This window comes from Micromonospora sp. NPDC007208, from assembly GCF_042869175.1.
Taxonomy (GTDB): Bacteria; Actinomycetota; Actinomycetes; order Mycobacteriales; family Micromonosporaceae; genus Micromonospora; species Micromonospora foliorum.
The window spans coordinates 1-19,702 of the sequence record NZ_JBIAFG010000001.1; the positions used below are offsets into that span (position 1 = coordinate 1).

The following is a 19,702-nucleotide window of genomic DNA, read 5'->3' on the forward strand; positions in this document are numbered from 1 at the left end:
CTGCGGGCCCCCGAATCGCGCCCCCCGGCCCCTCCTCCAAACCGGTTCCCGGCCCCCCCCCCCCCAACCCCCCGGGGGGGGGGGGCGCCCCCCCCCCCCCCCCCCCGGGGGGGCCCCCCCGGCGGGCCCCCCCCTCCTGTGGTCTACGCGCTTCGGTCGGGTAGGGCGGTCTGCTCCCACAGCGACTTCATCTCGTCGAAGGCCTGCTCCATCAGCTGCACCATCGCCTGCCGGGCACGCTCACCGTCGCGCCGCTGGATCGCCTGGGCGACGTCGGCGTGCATCTGGAGGGCCTGCTCGTGCGGGTGGTGTGGCATGAGGTGGTGCTTGTGCCGGCCGGTGAGCACCTCCGCGACCAGGTCCTGGAGCCGGACGAACATCTCGTTGCCGGAGGCGAGCAGGACGCGCCGGTGAAACTCGATGTCGAGGTGCAGGAAGCGCTCCTCGTCACCGGCCTCGCCGGCCGCCCACATCTTCGCCGCCAGCCCGACGAGGTCGCTCGCCTCGTCATGGCCGATCCGGCTGGCGGCCAGGAAGGCCGCGTGTGGCTCGACGGCGGTGCGCAGTTCGGTGATCGAGCGGAGCTGGGCCATCCGGCCGGCCGAGGCGAGGCGCCAGCGGATCACCTGCGGGTCGAAGACGTTCCACGCGCTCGCCGGCCGGATCATCACACCTACCCGTCGGCGCGCCTCGATGAACCCGATCGAGGCCAGCACCCGCAGCACCTCGCGGACGACCGAGCGGGACACGGCGTACCGGTCGACCAGCTCGTCGATGTTGAGGACCGATCCGGGTGCCACTTCGCCGCCGCAGATGGCGGTGCCGAGGTGTTCGAGGACGCGCGCGTGCAGCCCGGACTCGACGGGAAGGGCCGGGGCGGCTGCAACCTCTGGTGAGGACGGTTCCACCCAAAGATCATATCATTTGCATGTACCTCTTGAGGTAATCAGCTTATTCGGCCTAGCATCCCGATGTTAAGCGGATGTAACACCGAGGTAGCGGCTCTCTCGGGGGCGGCGGCCACGACAGAAGGAGAGACAAGCGTGCGACGTCGATCGATAATCGGCACTTCTCTGGCTGTGGTCGCCGCCATGGGCCTGGCCGCCTGCGGCGGCGATGGCGGCGGCGAGGACTCGAAGACCGTCCGCGTGACACTTGTCAACCACGTGTGGACAGAGAACATCAAGAAGGCCCTGCCGGAGTTCGAGAAGCAGTCCGGGCTCAAGGTCGAGGTCACCCAGCTCGGTGAGGACCAGCTCTCCGACCAGTACAACGTCAAGCTCAACGCCGGGTCCACCGACCTCGACGTGATGATGTACCGGCCCCTGCAGGAGGGGAAGCAGTTCGGCAAGAACAAGTACCTCGCCGACCTGAGCGAGAGGGTCAAGTCCGACAGCGCCTTCGAGTTCGGTGACTTCCAGGCCGGGCCGGTGCAGGCGACGACCTATGAGGACAAGGTCGTCGGGCTGCCGATCATCACCGAGCAGGAGGTTCTCTACTACCGCAAGGACCTGCTGACGAAGTCCGGCTTCACCGCGCCGCCCAAGACCCTCGACGAGCTCAAGGCGCAGGCCGCGAAGATCGAGGCCGACAACCCGGGCGTCGCCGGCTTCGTCGCCCGTACCGGCAAGGCCGCCGCCGTCACGCAGTTCTCCAGCTTCCTCTTCAGCTTCGGCGGCGACTTCGTGGACTCCAGCGGAAAGGCCACCGTCAACACCGAGCAGGCCAAGCAGGCGTACGCCTACTACGGCGGGCTGCTCCGGGACCACGGCCCGGAGAACATCAGCACCGACATGAGCTGGTCGGAGGCGATGGCGATCTTCACGCAGGGCAAGGCCGCCTTCTACACCGAGGCCAACTCGCTCTACAAGAACGCCACCGACCCGACCAAGTCCAAGGTCGTCGACTCCGTCGGCTTCGCCGCCTTCCCGGCCGGCCCGGCCGGGTCGAAGCCGTACAACATCCCGTCCTGGGCCCTCGGGGTGAACGACAGCTCGGAGAACAAGGACAACGCCTGGAAGTTCATCCAGTGGGCCGCCGGCAAGGAGCAGGCGCTGGCGCAGCAGACGGCCGGCGTACCCGGCGCCCGTACCTCGGTCTGGGCGAACCCGGCGGGTACCGCCTCCTACCCCAAGGATCTTGCCGAGGCCAACACGGTCAGCACCGCCAACGGCGTCGGGCACGACCGTCCGCTGGTGGTCAAGGTGGCCCAGGCGCGGGAGATCGTCGGCCAGCCGATCGTCGACGCGATCACCGGCAAGGACGCCGCCAGCTCGGCGGACACGGCAAACGCGGCGTTCCAGAAGTTCCTCGACGACGAGGCGAAGTAACCCACGCGCTGGGCGGCGGGGCCGACCGGCTCCGCCGCCTCGCCGGGACCTGACCCCTCCAACCCGGAGATCTCAATGTCAGCCGTTCTCACCCCCCGTACCGATTCGCCCGAGGCCCCCGCGGCGTCCCTGGACACGACGTCGGCCTGGTCGCGTTGGGCCAACGACCACCGCAAGTGGCTCTTCGCGGCACCCGCCATGGCGTTCGTCGCCGTGCTGATCATCTTTCCGGTGGCGTGGACCGGGTACCTGAGCCTGACCGACGCCGAGGGTTCGGTGCGCGCCGAGTCGGAGTTCATCGGCTTCCAGAACTACCTCGACGTGCTCACCGACACCGACCGGTTCTGGCCGGCGGTCTGGCGAACGGTCCTCTTCACCGGCGTCGTGTTGTTCTTCGAGGTCGTCCTCGGCATGGCGATCGCGCTACTGCTGTGGCGGCCCTTCCGCGGTGAGAAGTGGGTCCGCGTCGCGATCCTCCTGCCGCTGGTGGCCACTCCGGTGGCGGTCGGCATGATGTGGCGCCTGATCTTCGACCCGAACATCGGGATGGCGAACCAGCTGCTCGGCTGGATCGGCATCGGCCCCCAGCCCTGGCTGGCCGGGCAGCACTCGGCCCTGCCGACGACGATGTTCATCGACATCTGGCAGTGGACCCCGATGGTCGTGCTGATCCTGCTCGCCGGGCTCACCTCGCTCTCCGACGAGCCCCAGGAGGCCGCCCGGATCGACGGCGCCAGCAGCTGGCAGCGGTTCCGGCACGTCACCCTGCCGCTGCTGATGCCCACGGTGATCGTCGCCATCCTGCTGCGCGGCATCGACGCGCTGAAGACGTTCGACATCCTCTACGCCACCAAGGGGCGCGGCGGTGGGTCCTTCCACGAGGTCGAGACCCTCAACGTGTACGCGTACGGCCTCAGCTTCGACTACAACGACTACGGCGTCTCGTCGACAGTCCTCATCATCTTCTTCCTGATCATCATCGGGGTGATGTGGGCCCTCACCTATCGCAAGAAGGGGCTGGGCCGATGAAGCCGAGCAAGCCGTACCGGGTGTTCCGCACGTCGGCTCTGGTCGTCGTGGTCTTCGCGTTGATGGCGCCGTTGCTCTGGATGATCGCCGCGTCGTTCAAGACCAACGTGGACATCTACGACACCGCCAAGGCGTTCGCCTTCTCGCCCAGCCTGAAGAACTACGAGACAGTTCTCCAGCAGGCGAACTATCTCGAGTTCATCGGCAACAGCCTCTGGGTGGCGTTCGCGGCCACCACGCTCTCGCTCCTGCTCGGGGTGCCCGCCGCGTACTCGATGAGCCGGTTCAGCATGAAGAAGTCCGCGCTCGTCGTGCTCATGGCCCGGGTGATCCCCGGCGTCTCGCTCCTGGTGCCCTGGTACTACGTCTTCTCGAACCTGAAGATGGTCGGCGGCTTCACCGTGCTGATCCTGAGCCACATGTTCGTGTCGCTGCCGCTGATCGTCTACATCATGATGGGCTACTTCGACGGCCTGCCGGCCGAGTTGGAAGAGGCCGCGCTTGTCGACGGGCTGACCCACATCGGCGCGTTCCGGCGGATCACCCTGCCGCTGTCGGTGGCCGGCGTGGCGACCGCCGGGATCCTCTCCTTCATCTTCTCCTGGAACAACTTCATGTTCGCCCTGGTGCTCTCCGGCTCCGACACGAAGACGCTGCCCGTCGCGATCTTCGACTTCGTCGGCTACGCCAGCATCGACTGGGGCGGCCTGATGGCCGCGGCGACCGTGGTCACCCTGCCGATCATGCTGATCGCCCTGTTCGTGCAGAAGTACGTCGTCTCCGGTCTCACCGCCGGTGCCACGAAGGGCTGACCGGTCATGACGACGATCGCAAAGGTAGAGACTTTCCTGGTCGCGCCCCGCTGGCTGTTCGTCCGGATCGAGACGGAGTCCGGCATCGTCGGCTGGGGCGAGGCGACCTGCGAGGGCCGGTCCGAGACCGTGCGCACGGCCGTCCACCAGCTCAGCGAGCTGCTCACCGGTCGGGACGCGCTGCGCATAGAGGACCACTGGCAGGTGCTGACCAAGGGGTCCTTCTACCGGGGTGGCCCGATCCTGGCCAGCGCGGTCGCCGGTCTGGACCAGGCACTCTGGGACATCGCCGGCAAGCACTACGGCGCCCCCGTGCACCAGCTCCTCGGCGGGCCGGTCCGGGACCGGATCCGGGTCTACGGCTGGATCGGCGGTGACGAGCCCGCCGAGATCCGCGACCAGATCAGTGCCCGGATCGAGGCGGGCCTGACCGCGGTGAAGATGAACGCGTCCGGGCGGATGGGCCCGCTCGCCTCGGTCGCCGACCTCGACGCGGTGGTGCGACGGGTGGCCGTCGCCCGCGAGGTCCTCGGCGACGACCGCGACGTCGCGGTCGACTTCCACGGCCGGTTCACCCTCGCCAACGTCCGGCGGGTCGCCCCGCTGCTGGAGCCGTACCGGCCGTTCTTCCTGGAGGAACCGGTGGTGCCGGAGAACTCGCACCTGATCGGTGAGGTCGTCCGTTGCACGAGCACCCCCGTCTCGACGGGGGAGCGGCTCTACAGCCGGCAGGAGTTCCTGCCCGTGTTGCAGGCCGGCATCGCCGTGGCCCAGCCGGACCTCGCGCACGCCGGCGGCATCACCGAGGTTCGCAAGATCGCCACGTTGGCCGAGGTGTACGACGTACAGCTCGCCCCGCACTGCCCGCTCGGGCCGATCGCCCTCGCCGCCTGCCTGCAGGTCGGCTTCGCCACACCGAACTTCCTGATCCAGGAGCAGAGCATCGGCATCCACTACAACCAGGGCGCCGAGGTGCTCGACTACTGCCTCGACCAGACCCCGCTGACCTTCGTGGACGGGTACGTGCAGCGGTTGACCGCGCCTGGTCTCGGCATCGAGATCGACGAACACGCGGTGCGAACGGCCGACAAGCGCGGGCACGCCTGGCGCAGCCCGACCTGGCGGCACCCCGACGGCTCCTACGCGGAGTGGTGAGACCCCGACCGGTAAGAACGAAAGGCACCCCGTGAAGATCGTCGCAGCAGACGTCATCGTGTCCAGCCCCGACCGGAACTTCGTCACCCTCAAGATCACCACCGATGAGGGCATCACCGGCCTGGGCGACGCCACGCTCAACGGCCGTGAGCTCTCCGTCGCCTCGTACCTGCGCGACCACGTCGCCCCGCTGCTGATGGGGCGGGACCCGCACCGGATCGAGGACACCTGGCAGTTCCTGTACCGGTCGGCGTACTGGCGGCGCGGCCCGGTCACCATGGCGGCCATCGCCGCCGTGGACGTCGCGCTGTGGGACATCAAGGCCAAAGCCGCCGGCATGCCGCTGTACCAACTGCTGGGCGGCGCGTCCCGCACCGGCATCATGGCGTACGGGCACGCGTCGGGGCGGGACATCCCCGAGCTGTTCGACTCGATCCGCCGCCACCTCGACGAGGGCTTCCGGTCGATCCGCGTGCAGACCTCGGTGCCGGGGATCAACGCGGTCTACGGTGTGGCCGCGCAGCCCAGCTCCACCGGCCAGCGCTACGACTACGAGCCCGCCCAGCGCACCCCGCTGCCCGCCGAGGAGGACTGGGACACTCGCGCGTACCTGCGCCACCTGCCGTCGGTCTTCGAGGCGGTGCGTGGCGAGTTCGGCCCGGAACTGCCGCTGCTGCACGACGGTCACCACCGGATGACCCCGATCCAGGCCGCCAAGCTCGGCAAGGCCCTCGAACCGTACGACCTGTTCTGGCTGGAGGACTGCACCCCGGCCGAGAACCAGGAGGCGCTGCGGCTGGTCCGCCAGCACACCACCACCCCGCTGGCCATCGGTGAGGTCTTCAACACGGTCTGGGACTACCAGACCCTGATCCGCGAACAGTTGATCGACTACGTCCGGTCCGCGGTCACCCACACCGGCGGCATCACCGCCATGCGCAAGCTGCTCGACTTCGCCGCCCAGTACCAGATCAAGTCCGGCATCCACGGCCCCACCGACATCTCCCCGGTGGGTATGGCCGCGGCGCTGCACCTGGACCTGGCCATCCACAACTTCGGCATCCAGGAGTACATGAAGCACACGCCGCTGGCCAACGAGGTGTTCCGGCAGTCGTTCACCTTCACCGACGGCTACCTGCACCCCGGCGACCAACCGGGGCTCGGGGTGGAGCTCGACGAGGAGGTGGCGGCCCGGTTCCCGTACGAGCCGGCGTACCTGCCGTTCAACCGGCTCAAGGACGGCACGGTCCATGACTGGTGAGCGGCGCGGCCCCCGGCCCACCCGACACGTCGTGGTGATGGGCGTCTCCGGGGCCGGCAAGACCACTGTGGCGCGGGGGATCAGCGCCGCGACCGGGCTGACGTTCGCCGAGGCGGACGAGTTCCACTCCCCGGAGAACGTGGCGCGGATGCGCTCCGGCGTACCGCTGGACGACACCACCCGGTGGCCCTGGCTGCGGGACATCGCCGGGTGGATCGCCGATCGCAGCGCGGAGGGTCGCTCGACGGTGCTGGCCTGCTCGGCGTTGAAGCGGTCGTACCGGGACGTGCTCCGCCAGGGCCCGCTCCGGGTGGACTTCGTGCACCTGGACGGGCCGGCGGAGGTCATCCGAGCCCGGCTGGCCCGGCGCGAGGGGCACTACATGCCGGCCAGTCTGCTGGAGTCGCAGCTCGCCACGCTGGAACCGGCCGAGCCGGACGAGTCGGTGCTCGTCCTCGATGTCTCGTTGGCCCCGGAAGCCCTGGTCGCGGCGGCCGTCACGGGCCTCGGCCTGCCTGGTCCGGTGCCGGTGGGGGAGCACCGGGACCGCGCATCCGCAGGCGCTCCGGAGGCATGTTAGGTTAGCCTGCCCTAATCGTAAGTGGAGTCCCCGCCGTGCCCTCATCGATCCGAGCGTGACAGTCGCCGAGACCACCGGTGCTGTGGTGCTCCGTCGCGCGCTGCGTCGACAGCGCGCCCGGGTGGCCGCCGGCATCGCGCTGCTCTGCACCCACCAGGCCACCGAAGCCCTCGTCCCGGTGGCCATCGGCGTGGTCATCGACCGTGCGGTGGCCACCGGGGACGTCCGCGCCCTGCTGCTCTCGCTGGCCGGCCTGGCCGCCCTGTTCACCGTGCTCGCCTTCGCCTACCGGGCCGGCGCGCGACTGGCGTTCGCCGCCGTCGAACACGAGGCGCACGCCACGCGGGTCGAGATCGTCCGCAGCGCCCTCGACCCGCGTGGACGCCGGTCGGGCCTGCGCGACGGCGAGCTACTGTCCGTGACGGCCTCCGACGCCGAGCTGTCCGCGCTCGTCGTGCGGGTCGCGGGACTCACCGCCGCGGCGCTCACCGCCATCGTGGTCGCGGCCGTCGCGCTGCTCGTCGTCGACGTACCCCTCGGCCTCGGGGTGCTCATCGGCGTACCCCTGCTGGTCGTCGCCCTTCAGCGGATGGCGCCGCTGCTCACCCGGCGCAGCGCGTCGCAGCAGGAGGCGCTCGCCGCCACCACCGCCCTCGCCGTCGACCTCGTCACCGGCCTGCGCGTGCTGCGCGGCATCGGCGCACAGGACCACGCCGCCCGCCGGTACGCGGGGGCCAGCCGCCACGCGCTCGACGTCACCCTGCGCGCCGCCACCACCAAGGGCCTGCACCTCGGGCTCACCACCACCGTCAACGGACTCTTCCTCGCGACGGTCGCCGGAGCCGCGGGCTGGCTCGCGCTGCAGGGCCGGCTCACCATCGGTGAACTCGTCGCCGTGGTCGGGCTGGCCCAGTTCATCGCCGAGCCGGTGCAGACGCTCGGGTACTGCGTCCAGTTGTTCGCCATGGCCCGAGCCTCGGCGGGGAGGGTCGCCCGGGTCCTCGGCGCCGCTCCGGTGGTGCAGCCGGGTGACGCCGGACCGCCCGCCCCGAGCCCGTCCCGGCTCGCCCTCGACGGGGTCTCGTACGCGGGCCTCGACGACGTCAGCCTGCGCGTCCGCGCCGGGGAGATCCTGGGCGTGCTCGCCTACGACCCGAGTGAGGCCGAGGCGCTGGTCGCGCTGCTGGCCGGCCGGGTGCCCCGTGCGGAGCACCGGGGGACGCTCCGCGTCGACGGCGTTCCCGCCGACGAGTTGCACATCGACGCCGCGCGCGCCGTGGTCTTGGTCGAGCAGCATGACGTGGCGCTGTTCGAGGGGACGCTGCGCGCCAACCTCAGTGCCGGCGCCTCCGTCGACGACGAGGTCCTGCGTGCTGCCGTGCGGGCCGCCGCCGCGGAGGACGTGCTCGCCGCGCACCCGCACGGGTTGGACCGCCTGCTCACCGAACGCGGGGCGAACCTCTCCGGCGGGCAGCGGCAACGGATCGGGCTGGCGCGGGCGCTCGTCGCGGACCCGCCGGTGCTGGTGCTGCACAACCCCACCACGGCGGTCGACGCGGTGACCGAGGGGTTGCTCGCCACCAGGCTGACCGAGGCTCGCGGGGCGGGCACCCGCGGCACGGTGCTGATCACCACCAGCCCGGCGCTGCTGCGGATCACCGACCGGGTCGCGGTGATCGACCGGGGACGGGTCGTCGCCGAGGGTCCGCACGAGCGGTTGCTCGCCAGCGACGCCCGCTACCGGGAGGAGACCCTGCGATGACGTGCGAACCGATCACCCGGCACCTGCTGCCGACGGCCACCGGCCGGCAGACCTGGGCCGCCCTCCGTACCGAGCTGGCCCTCCTGCCCGGGCTCAGCGCCGTCGCCGGCACGTTGCTGGTCGCCGCCGCCGCGACCGGGCTGGTCGCCCCCTGGGTGCTCGGCCGCCTCGTCGACGACGTCATCGCCGGGACCGACACGCCACGGGTGATCGCCTGGGCCGGTGTGATCGCGGGCGCCGCCGTACTCGCGGGACTCCTCACCGCGGTCGGAGCGGCGGTCGCCGCGCGCCTCGGCGAGACCGTGCTGGCGAGACTCCGGGAGCGGGTCCTCGACCGTGCCCTGCACCTGCCGTCGGCCACCCTGGAACGGGCCGGGACCGGGGACCTGGTGGCCCGTGCCGGCGACGACGTGGCCGTGGTGACGAATGTGATCGCCACCAGCGGACCGGCCTTCCTCGGCGCGCTGCTGTCCGTCGTGTTGACCGCGGCGGGACTCTTCGCCCTCGACTGGCGACTCGGCGTCGCCGGGTTGGCCGCGGCCCCGGCGTACGCGGTGGCGCTGCGCTGGTATCTCAAGCGTTCGGTGCCCTACTACGCCCGCGAGCGGGTGGCGACCGGCGAGCGCGCGCAGGCGACGGCCGAGGCGTTGCGGGGCGCGGCGACCGTGCGCGCCTACCGGATGGAGGACGCCCACGTCGCGCGGATCGCGGAGCGCTCCGGCGTCGCCCGCGACCTGTCGCTGGAGATCTTCGGTCTCTACACCCGCTTCGGGCTGCGCATCAACCGCTCGGAGTTCGTGGGGCTCGCCGCCGTGCTGCTCGCCGGCTTCCTGCTGGTACGCGGCGACCTGGCCACCGTCGGAGCCGCCACCACGGCCGCGCTCTACTTCCACCGCCTCTTCAACCCCATCGGCCTGCTGCTGTTCGAGTCGGACTCGGTGTTGCAGGCCGGGGCCAGCCTGGCCCGACTCGTCGGGGTCACCACCCTGCCGGACACCGCGGCCCCCGCCGGCACCGAGCCCGCCCGTCCCGACCGGGCCGTACCGGCGGCACTGGAGGTGACCGTCGCGCAGCACCGCTACGACGACGGGCCGGTGGTGCTGCGGGACATCGCCCTGCGTCTCGCACCGGGGGAGCGCGTCGCCCTGGTCGGCGCGAGCGGCGCGGGCAAGAGCACCCTCGCCGGCATCATCGCCGGCATCATCGCGCCCACCGACGGCGCGGTGACCCTGCGCGGCGTGCCGCTGACACAGCTCGACGAGCACCGCCTCCGTCGCGAGATCGCCCTGATCAGCCAGGAGGTGCACGTCTTCGCCGGGCCGCTCGCCGACGACCTGCGCCTCGCCGACCCGGACGCCACCGACGCCGAGATCGCCGCCGCCCTCGACCTCGTCGGCGCCACCGAGTGGGTGCGGACCCTGCCGGACGGTCTCGCCACCGCGGTGGGGGAGGGTGGGCGGCAGCTCACCTCGGCCCAGGCCCAGCAGCTCGCGCTGGCCCGCCTCGCTCTCGCCGACCCGGCCGTCGCGGTCCTCGACGAGGCCACCGCCGAGGCGGGCAGCGCGGGGGCGCGCGACCTCGACCGCGCCGCCGTGGCGGCCACCGAGGGCCGTACCACGCTGATCGTGGCCCACCGACTCAGCCAGGCGGCCACCGCTGACCGCGTCGTCGTCCTCGACCAGGGGCGGGTCGCCGAGCACGGCACCCACGCCGAGCTGCTCAGGGCCGGGGGCGGGTACAGCCAGCTGTGGCGCTCGTGGAGCGTGCCCGACCTCGTGGTCCCGCGCGAACGCGAGAACGCGGACCAGCCCGTCCCGAGCTGAGCGGCCCCGGTTCCCGTCCCCTCGGACATCCGCGAAATCAGTCGAACGTGGGAACCCCGGGAACTTTTCCGGACCGGTCGGCGACCACCAGAGTGCGCGGCCGACCGGCGGCGTTCCGACGGCGGCATCTCGGCATCGAGGAGCGGCCCGTGGCACACAGGACGGTGGTCTGTGCGAAACGGCGTCGCTGACGACGACCAGGTGACCCGGTGGGCGCGGGAGGCGGGCCAGGGTGACCGGCAGGCCGCCACGGCGTTCATCCGGGCACTACAGGACCAGGTCTGGCGGTTCCTGTCACACCTGGCCGGGCCGGGGGAGGCCGACGACCTGACCCAGGAGACGTTCCTGCGGGCGATCCGCAACCTGCCCGGCTTCGCCGGCCGCTCGTCGGCCCGTACCTGGGTGTTCACCATCGCCCGGCGCGTTGCCGTGGACCACGTCCGGACGGCGGTGGCCCGGCCGAGGACGGCGTCGGTGCCGGACTGGCAGGCGGCGGCCGAGGCCGCCGGTGCGATCACCGGCGGTGCCGACGAGGGCGTGACCCTGCACCAGCTGATCGCCGGCCTGACCCGGGAGCGCCGCGAGGCGTTCGTCGCCACCCAGGTGCTCGGCCTGTCCTACGCCGAGGCGGCGGACGTCTGCCAGTGCCCCGTCGGCACGATCCGATCCCGGGTCGCCCGGGCGCGCGAGGATCTCGTCGCCGCCTGGCAGGCCGACACCGACCCGGGCCACGGGCGACGAACCGGCTGAAGGTGGATACTGCCGCAATGAGTGTGCGGCGTTCCCTGTTCCTGCACTCCGAGCTGCGCCGCCGACCGTACGACCTGCTGCGGTCGATGCTGGCCCAGGTCGACCCGGCCACGCCGCCGAACGGACCGGACGGGCCGGTGGCCGTCCTCGAACGGCGCGTGGCGTCCCTGCTCGGCACTGACGAAGCCCTCTTCTTCCCGTCCGGGACGATGGCGCAGCAGGTGGCCCTGCGCATCCACGCCGACCGCCGCGGCCGGCGGGCCTTCGCCGCCCATCCGCAGTGTCACCTGGAGGCCTGGGAGCAGCAGGGGTACGCCGTCGTGCACGGGTTGCGCTTCCAGCCCGTCGGCGACCGCCACCGGCTGATGACCCTGGCCGATCTCGCCTCCGTCGCCGAACCGCTCGCGGCGGCGGTCTGGGAGCTGCCGCAACGGGACATCGGTGGGCTGCTGCCGGAGTGGGACGACCTCGTCACGCAGACCGAAGCGATGCGTGAGCGCGGCGCGGCCGTTCACCTCGACGGCGCGCGCCTGTGGGAGGCCCAGACGTACTACCAGCGGCCGTTCGCCGAGATCGCCGCGCTGTTCGACACCGCGTACGTCTCGTTCTACAAGGGACTGCAGGGCGTCGGCGGTGCCGCGTTGGCCGGGGACGCCGCCCTGGTGGCCGAGGCCCGGGTGTGGCGCCGGCGGCTCGGCGGCGACGTCTACGACGCGTGGCCGCTGGCGCTCACCGCACTGCACGGCCTGGACACAGTGGTGCCCCGGCTGCCGGCGCACCGGGAGCATGCGGTGGCGATCGCGGCGGCCATCAACGCCGACGGGGTGGCCCGCGCCTTCCCGGACCCACCGCAGACGCCGATCTTCCACGTCCACCTCCCGGTCGGCCCGGACGCCGCGATGCGGGCCGCCGACGCCCTGCTCGCCGCGGACGGGGTGGAGTTGTTCGGGCGGGTACGGTCCGCGCCGGCCCCGGACAGGTGCTCGTTCGAGGTCAGCGTCGGGGAGAACGCCATGGACCTCGCCCCGGACGAGGTCGTCACGTTCCTCCACGAGCTGCTGCGCCACGCCACCTGACATTGATCCGTGCCACTGCGGCGGCTACCCTCGGCTGGTCCATGGTCAACTGCGACCGTACGGAGGCCGGCGATGAACCACGAACATCCACCCGTCTGCTGTGGCGGCGACGGGGAACGGCCGCCGACCGGGTTGAGCCGTCGCAGGCTGCTGCGCGGCACCGTGTTGACCACCGGTGCCCTGGCTGTCGGCGGTGTCGTCGGCCTGCCGGGGATCGCGTCCGCCGCACCCGTGATCTACAACCCGTTCGCCGGCTACCGGATCACCGGCACCTGGCAGGACCACCTCAACAGCGGTTCGCTCGGCGGTATCGACTTCGGGATGGGCGTCGGGACCAACCTGCCGGCCTGTGGCGCCGGCACGATCCAGAACATCCCGAACAACGGTACGGGCGGCCACACCGTCACCATCCAGCACGCGGACGGCTACCGCAGTCAGTACCTGCACCTGTCCCAGTTCCTGCTGGCCAACGGCACCGCCGTGAGCGCGGGCGCGATCGTCGGGCGGTCCGGTGGCGCGGTGGGCGCACCCGGATCAGGCAGCTCCACCGGCCCGCACCTGCACTGGCACATGATCAACCCGAGCGGCGTCCGCATCAACCCGCTGACCTACATCGGCCAGAACCCGGGTGGCGGCGGCCTGCCGAAGACGTCCACCGAACAGGACGGCATCCCCGGCACCGTCTTCTACAAGCGGATGCAGAACTGGTTGCGGATCACCTCCGGCTACACGGGCCCGATCGACGGCGTTCCCGGTGCGGGGACCTACGCGGCCCTGCAGCAGGCCATGCGCGGGTACGGCTACACCGGTCCTCTCGACGGCGTGCCGGGGACGAACACCTGGAAGGCCGTTCAGCGGCTCGCCTCGGGGTGGGGCTACACCGGCCCGATCGACGGGGCGATGGGGCCGAACTCGTGGCGGGGCTTCGCCCGGTTCCTCAACCAGAACCAGTGGGATTGACCCGCTCGATCAACGGAATGGACGAGGTGCGCCGCGCTTCCTAAGATCACGCCGGTGAACACCGAACCTCTGCACGTCGCGGGCGTAGCCGGCCCGATTGTCGTCACCACCAAAGCCTTCGGGGGGCGCCCTGCCGTCACCGTGGCCGGGGTGCCGGCCCCCAGGATTGGCAAACGCTACGCGTTGCCGACAGCGGACGGTGGTGTCGTCCAGGCCACGGTACGCACCGCCGTCGCCGACCCTTACCCGACCGTGGAGGTCAACGGTGTGCAGCACCGGACCGGGCCCTCGATACCGGTCCTCCTGCGCATCCTCGCCCTGCTACCGATCCTGCTGTTCACCGTCGGCGGGATCATCGGTGGACTGGTCGGGGCGTTCGGCGTCCTGGCGAACCTGACAGTTGCCCGCACCCGGATGGCACCCGCCGTCAAGGCGCTCGTCATGGTCGGCGTCGGTATCGCCACGGTCATCGTCTGGCTCGTCGTCGCCGTCGCGCTGAACGCGGCGCTCAGCTAGACCGCTCAGCGGACCACCCCCTAACGGTCAGCGCCACCGGTCGACGACCGGTGGCGCTGACGTTGGTGTGGGCGTACCGCCCGCGCTAACCCAGCCGGGTTTCGATGGCCTCGATGATGCGCGGACGCAGCTCGGCGGCGCGGATGACCGCGTCCACCGAGCCGACCTCGACGGCGCGGTGGATGTTGTGCACCCGGTCGAACTCCGCGGCCACCTCGCTGAGTTTCTCCGCGCGCACCGACGAGCGCAGCTCGTCGAGCTCCGCGGTCAGCGCGGCGCGTTCGGTGCCGGTCGCGGCGGCGGTGCGGGCCTCCAGGTCCCGTACCCGGGGGTCGGCCGCGGTACGGGCGTTGACGTCGGCGGAGAACACCACCGCGGCGGCGGGTGCTCCACCGAGCACCGAGGCGAACGAGCCCTCCAGCGCCAGCACCGTCATGTTCGGGTTCAACGCCTTCGAGAACACCACGAACGCACCGCCGTGGTAGCGCGAGATCACGCAGAAGACGATGGGTCCCCGGAAGTTGACGATCGCCCGGCCGATCTCGGCGCCGTACTCCAGTTGCAGCTTGCGCATCGACTCCGGTGAGCCGTCGAAGCCGGACAGGTTCGCCAGCACGACGAGCGGCCGGTTGCCGCTGGCCGCGTTGATCGCCCGCGCGGCCTTCTTCGACGAGCGGGGGAACAGCGTGCCCGCCGTGTACGTGTCCGGGCCGTCGGTGGGCGGGAAGCCGTGCCGCGGCACCGACCGGGACTCGATGCCGAGCAGGCAGACCGGAATGCCACCGAGGTGGACGTCCTGCACGACCGCGGTGTCCGCGTCCGCCATGCCGGCCCAGCGCTCCAGCACCGGGTGGTCCTGGTCGGAGAGGGCCCGCATCACCGTACGGATGTCGAACGGCTTCTTGCGGTCCGGGTTGGACTCGACGGAGAAGATCTCCCCGACGGTGGCGAAGGCGCTGCCCGCCACGTCGTGCGGGAAGTCGGAGATGTCGCGGTCGGTCGGGTCGGTGGTGACCGCCCGTCGGGGCGCGTCCTCGCCGGGCGCGACGTACGTGTGGTCGTAGTGCGCCATCACCACGTCCCGTGCGGCCGTCAGGTTCGGCGCCCAGTACTGCGCCTGCCCGTTCGGCCCCATCACCCGGTCGTAGCCGCCGATGCCGAAGTTGTCCTCGGCCGACACACCGCCGGAGAAGTCGAGCGACTGCTTGCCGGTGAGCACCATCGCCGAGTCGGGCGTCATCACCAGGATGCCCTTGGTGTGCATGAGCATCGTCGCCTCCGCGTTCCAGTACGGCTGCGCCCCGACGTTGATGCCCGCGACCACGATGTTGATCTCACCGCCGGCCTGGGTGAACTCGACGATCCGCTTGAGCGCCGCGGCCACCCAGTCCATGTTCTCCGTACCGGAGGTCATCGAGATCCGCGCGCCGGCGGAGAGCGCCCACCACTCCAGCGGCACCTGCATCCGCTCGGCCAGGTCCAGTGCGGCGATCACGCGCCGGCACTCCGGCTCGGACAGGGCGCCCAGCGACTTCGTCGGGTCGCCGAGCAGCACCACCCGGGTGACACCCTGCGGGTAGCGCTCGGTCGGCGTGGTGACCACCCCGGCCACGATGGCGGCGCCGTTGCGCCCCTTCGGCCGGTCCACCGGCACCAGCACGTGGTGGTCGTCGAGGTCGTACTCGACGAAGTCACCGAGCCGGCCGGTCAGCTCGTACGGGTACACGGTGTTGCGGCTGCTGGCCCGCAGCACCTTGAGCCGGTACTCGTCGAGGGGCTCGATCGGCTCGACCGGCGGCTCCCCGACGGCCAGCTCGGCGCCGCCCGCGGCGTCGAACGAGATCCGTACGGCGATCCTGGTCAGCTCGCCGGTCCGGCGGTCGCGCTGCCGCGCGATGAACAGGATCTCCTCCAGGCCGGCGCCCGCGGTCGTCGGGCGGACCCGCCCGGCGATCATCTCCATCTCCTCGCGGGTCAGCTCGCTCGGCGGCCACACGTAGACCACGATGCGGTTGGTGTTGAAGCGCGTCTTCGACGGCCGCCGCGACTGGGCGCGGCGGATCGAGTCGAGGCAGGTCGCGATGGCGTCCTCGGCCGTCGGCAGCGCGACCAGACGGCCGTCCTGCTCGCGAAGCTCGGTCAGGTCACGCACCTGCGCGAACGCGACGAGGCGCTCGTCGGCCCGGTTCTCCCGCGCCACGCACTGGAAGAGGTAGACCTCCTCGTCCGACGACGGCAGCCGGGTCAGGTCGAACTTGTGCAGCCGCTCCAGTTGCATCCGCTGCGCGATGTACGGGTGCAGCCCACGGATCAGTCGGTCCTCGGTCAACTGGGCGCCCGACGGGCGGAAGGTGAAGTGGTGGTGCATGACCGCCCCGCCGCGACCCGCGACGGTGGTGGTCACCCGACGGACCTGGGGCGGCAGCGGGTGCGCGGCGACGACCTCGGCCAGCGCCGCCGCCATCGCGTCGAAGTCCTCCGGCTGGTTCTCCCAGCCGAGGTAGATGTCGGCGTCCACGGAGTCCTCGCCGGTGGCCAGCTCGGCCAGCCCGCGCAGTGCGCTGCCCAGCGCGTCGAAGCTCACCGCGGCGGAGACCACGCTCGAGTCGGCGCGCTCGGCGACCACGAACGTGCAGTCGCCGACCGCGCGGGTACGCACGCTGGTGAGCGACCGGTTGCCGTAGTACCGCCGGGTCAGCACCTCCAACATCACCGCGTTGTCGAGGTGGTCGCGGACGAGCCGCTGCCCGAGCAGCCGGACCAGCGGCTCGGTGCTGCGCACCATCTCGGCGATGCGCTCGGCGCGGTCCGCCGCGTCCGGGTGCGCGTCCAGGTGCCGCAGGTGCCCACGGACCTCGGCGTAGACGCGGGCGCGGTTGCGGCGCAGCAGCGGCTGGGCGAACCAGGCGAACACCACGCCGCGGGCGAGGTCCGCGACCACGGGGAAGCGGACCTGCGTCGCGGCGATCAGCCGCTCCAGGGCGAGACCGGCCGGCTCGCGCAGCGTCTCGTCCGGCGGGGTCTCCCGCAGCCAGGCCCGCAACAGCGCCGCGACGACCTGCGCGTCCGCGGACGCACGCTGCTGGGCGAGGAAGATCCGGAAGACGGCGGCTTCGAGGGCGGGAGTGCGGTCCAGGTCGGTGACGCCGTACCGGCCGAGCGCCTTGCCGAGCCTGGTCTGGAAGGCCTCCGGCAGCCCGGCCCGCTCGACGTCGAGGCTCTGCAGGTAGGTGTGGAAGTACTCCCGGGCGCTGTGCACGTGCGCGGCGCCGCCGTCCTCGCCCGTCGGCCGGTTGCGGCTCAGCTCGGCGAGGTCGGCGAACACGTCGATGAGGTCGAGTTCGGCGGCCAGGGGCCGCTGACCGGCTTCGGTGGCCGCCCGCCGTGCGGTGAGGTAGTCGTCGAGCACCCGGCGGTCGTCGTGCGGGTCGACGTCGAAGCCGAGCAGCAGACCGCGAAGGTCCTCCTGACCGCGCCTGCTGCGCTCGTCCGCCGGGATGTCCGTGGTGGCGGTGGGCAGGTCCAGTTCGACGGTCTCGGTGCTCGGGTCGTCCGTGGTCTCCTCGGCGTCGTCCGCGAGCGGCTCCAGGCGCAGCAGCGGCGCACCGGCCTCCACCTGGCTGCCCACCGAGACGGCGCACTCCTTGAGCCGCGCCCGGAACGGCGCCCGCAGCACCGTCTCCATCTTCATCGCTTCCAGCACCAGCACCGGCGCGCCCGCCTCGACCTCGGCGCCGACCTCCAGTGGCGTGGCGACGACCAGCGCGGGCATCGGGGAGCGCAGGACGCCACCCTCGTCCCGGCTGACCCGGTGCGTCACGCCGTCCACCTCGACCAGGTGGGTCGGCCCGTACGTGCCGGTGAGCAGGCGGTAGCGGATGCCGTTGACGACGATCTGACCGGTGTGCCTGTCGAAGCGGTCGAGTTCGACGTCGGCGGTGCGCACCACCGGGCCGGTCTCGATGCCGACCCGGAACCGGTGCGCGCCGACGCGCGCCACCCGCGTGCGGTAGCCGACGCCGCGCAGCTTGAGGTCCAACGGTCGGCCGCTGGCGTGCTGCACCTGCGGGCGTCCGCCGGCCGCCGTCGACAGCAGCCGCTGCCGCTCGACGCGCTCCTCCTCCTCGTACGCCTCGATGGCGGCGGCGGCCAGGGCGACCGCGGAGTGGCGGTGCGTGACGAGCCGGCCCTCGCCGCGGACGCGGTCGATCCAGCCGGTGTCCGCGCTGGCGTCGATCACCTCGGGCTGGTCGAGCAGGTCGAGCACGAAGCTCTTGTTCGTCGCCCCACCCTCGATGATCACCGTGGTGTTCGCCATCGCCCGGCGCAGCTTGCCGAGCGCCTCGTCGCGGTCCCGGCCGTAGGCGATGATCTTCGCAATCATCGAGTCGAAGTCGGCCGGGATGGTGTCGCCCTCGCTGACGCCGGTGTCCACCCGGATGCCGGGGCCGCTGGGCAGGTCCAGCCGGGCGATACGGCCGGGCGACGGCGCGAAGTCGCGGTCGGGGTCCTCGGCGTTGAGCCGCGCCTCGATGGCGTGCCCGCGTTCGGCCGGCGGCGCACCTTCGAGCCGCCCGCCGGCGGCGACGTGCAGCTGTGCCTTGACCAGGTCGAACCCGGTGGTCAGCTCGGTGATCGGGTGCTCGACCTGCAGGCGGGTGTTGACCTCGAGGAACGCGAACAACCGGTCGCCGGGGTGGTAGAGGAACTCGACGGTCGCCGCGCCGCGGTAACCGACCGCCACGGCCAGCCGCTCGGCCGACGTCTTCAGCTCGGCGGCCTGCGCCGGGTCGAGCACCGGCGACGCCGACTCCTCGATGACCTTCTGGTTGCGTCGTTGCACCGAACAGTCGCGGACGCCGAGCGCCCACGCGGTGCCCTGTCCGTCGGCGATCACCTGGACCTCGACGTGCCGAGCCCCGGTGACCAGGCGCTCCAGGAACACGATGCCGCTGCCGAAGGCCCGCGCCGCCTCCTGGCTGGTGCGCTCGTACGCGTCGACCAGCTCGGCTTCGTTCCTGATCACGCGGATGCCGCGCCCGCCGCCGCCCGCGGTCGCCTTCAGCATCAGCGGGTAGCCGACCTCGGCCGCCGAGGCACGTGCGGCGTCCAGGGTCTCGACGGCGCCACGGCTCCACGGCGCGACCGGCACGCCGACCTCCTCGGCGATCAGCTTCGAGCCGATCTTGTCGCCGAGTTGGCGCATGGCGTGCGGGCTCGGCCCGACGAAGGTGACGCCGATCTTCTCGCACAGCTCGGCGAACGCCGGATCCTCGGCGACGAAGCCCCAACCGACCCACGCGGCGTCGGCCCCGGTCTCGGTCAGGGCGCGCTCCAGCACCGCCAGGTTCAGGTAGGGGCGGGCAGATGCCGGGCCGAGGTCGTAGGCGATGTCCGCTTCGCGGACGAACGTGGCGTTGCGGTCGACATCGGTGTAGAGAGCCACGGTTTCGAGCTGGATGCCGGTCTCCGCGGCCAGCTCGCGGACCGCGTGGATGAGCCGCATGGCGGCTTCACCACGGTTGACGATGGCGACACGGTTGAACACCCGAAGAACCCCTTAGCTAGACCTCGACCCTGCGTGCCGAGAGACGACGGCTCCCAGCAGTGATCACCTTTCCGCGTGGCGGCGGCCAGCGCTATGGCGC

General features: G+C 71.6%; 14 protein-coding genes. 12 read left to right on the forward strand and 2 right to left on the reverse strand.

The genetic code is table 11. The features are described 5' to 3' along the window. Positions 1 to 143: 143 nt before the first annotated feature. A complete protein-coding gene (locus ACFYL6_RS00005; RefSeq protein WP_387165472.1) occupies positions 144 to 908 on the reverse strand; it encodes a FadR/GntR family transcriptional regulator in 765 nt (254 codons plus the stop codon). Positions 909 to 1,043: 135 nt separating this feature from the next. On the opposite strand from ACFYL6_RS00005, the gene ACFYL6_RS00010 reads away from it, so the two are divergent. The 12 genes from ACFYL6_RS00010 (at position 1,044) to ACFYL6_RS00065 (ending at position 14,054) form a co-directional block, all read left to right on the forward strand. Beyond that, entirely contained in the window at positions 1,044 to 2,330 is a 1,287-nt protein-coding gene (locus tag ACFYL6_RS00010; protein WP_387165474.1) for an ABC transporter substrate-binding protein, read from the forward strand. A 75-nt stretch (positions 2,331 to 2,405) separates the two neighbouring features. Then, the gene (locus ACFYL6_RS00015; protein ID WP_387165476.1) at positions 2,406 to 3,359 is read left to right on the forward strand and encodes a carbohydrate ABC transporter permease; all 954 of its coding nucleotides are present in this window, start codon (positions 2,406 to 2,408) and stop codon (positions 3,357 to 3,359) included. After that, positions 3,356 to 4,171: a carbohydrate ABC transporter permease gene (locus tag ACFYL6_RS00020; protein ID WP_387165478.1), complete on the forward strand. Its 816-nt coding sequence runs from the start codon at positions 3,356 to 3,358 to the stop codon at positions 4,169 to 4,171. Before ACFYL6_RS00015 ends, ACFYL6_RS00020 begins: the two co-directional genes overlap by 4 nt. 6 nt (positions 4,172 to 4,177) lie before the next feature. After that, positions 4,178 to 5,326, forward strand: coding sequence for a galactonate dehydratase (dgoD, locus tag ACFYL6_RS00025; protein ID WP_387165480.1), 1,149 nt, complete (start codon positions 4,178 to 4,180; stop codon positions 5,324 to 5,326). A 31-nt stretch (positions 5,327 to 5,357) separates the two neighbouring features. Next, the gene (manD, locus tag ACFYL6_RS00030) at positions 5,358 to 6,587 is read left to right on the forward strand and encodes a D-mannonate dehydratase ManD (protein WP_387165482.1); all 1,230 of its coding nucleotides are present in this window, start codon (positions 5,358 to 5,360) and stop codon (positions 6,585 to 6,587) included. Further along, positions 6,577 to 7,167 carry a gluconokinase gene (locus tag ACFYL6_RS00035; RefSeq protein ID WP_387165484.1) on the forward strand — a complete coding sequence of 197 codons (591 nt, stop codon included), beginning with the start codon at positions 6,577 to 6,579 and terminating at the stop codon, positions 7,165 to 7,167. Before manD ends, ACFYL6_RS00035 begins: the two co-directional genes overlap by 11 nt. Before the next feature lie 55 nt (positions 7,168 to 7,222). Further along, positions 7,223 to 8,929, forward strand: a complete 1,707-nt coding sequence (locus ACFYL6_RS00040; RefSeq protein WP_387165486.1) for an ABC transporter transmembrane domain-containing protein — start codon at positions 7,223 to 7,225, stop codon at positions 8,927 to 8,929. Then, positions 8,926 to 10,752, forward strand: coding sequence for an ABC transporter ATP-binding protein (locus tag ACFYL6_RS00045; protein WP_387165488.1), 1,827 nt, complete (start codon positions 8,926 to 8,928; stop codon positions 10,750 to 10,752). Before ACFYL6_RS00040 ends, ACFYL6_RS00045 begins: the two co-directional genes overlap by 4 nt. Positions 10,753 to 10,923: 171 nt before the next feature. Then, on the forward strand, positions 10,924 to 11,502 hold the full coding sequence (locus tag ACFYL6_RS00050; RefSeq protein ID WP_387165490.1) for a sigma-70 family RNA polymerase sigma factor: 579 nt from the start codon (positions 10,924 to 10,926) through the stop codon (positions 11,500 to 11,502). A 17-nt stretch (positions 11,503 to 11,519) separates the two neighbouring features. Further along, positions 11,520 to 12,578 carry a threonine aldolase family protein gene (locus ACFYL6_RS00055; RefSeq protein ID WP_387165492.1) on the forward strand — a complete coding sequence of 353 codons (1,059 nt, stop codon included), beginning with the start codon at positions 11,520 to 11,522 and terminating at the stop codon, positions 12,576 to 12,578. 72 nt (positions 12,579 to 12,650) lie between these two features. Continuing rightward, positions 12,651 to 13,538 carry a peptidoglycan DD-metalloendopeptidase family protein gene (locus ACFYL6_RS00060; protein WP_387165494.1) on the forward strand — a complete coding sequence of 296 codons (888 nt, stop codon included), beginning with the start codon at positions 12,651 to 12,653 and terminating at the stop codon, positions 13,536 to 13,538. A gap of 54 nt (positions 13,539 to 13,592) precedes the next feature. Continuing rightward, positions 13,593 to 14,054 carry a hypothetical protein gene (locus ACFYL6_RS00065; protein WP_387165496.1) on the forward strand — a complete coding sequence of 154 codons (462 nt, stop codon included), beginning with the start codon at positions 13,593 to 13,595 and terminating at the stop codon, positions 14,052 to 14,054. Positions 14,055 to 14,139: 85 nt separating this feature from the next. On the opposite strand, the gene ACFYL6_RS00070 is transcribed toward ACFYL6_RS00065, so the two are convergent. Beyond that, positions 14,140 to 19,602: a carboxyl transferase domain-containing protein gene (locus ACFYL6_RS00070; RefSeq protein WP_387165498.1), complete on the reverse strand. Its 5,463-nt coding sequence runs from the start codon at positions 19,600 to 19,602 to the stop codon at positions 14,140 to 14,142. Positions 19,603 to 19,702 lie beyond the last annotated feature (100 nt).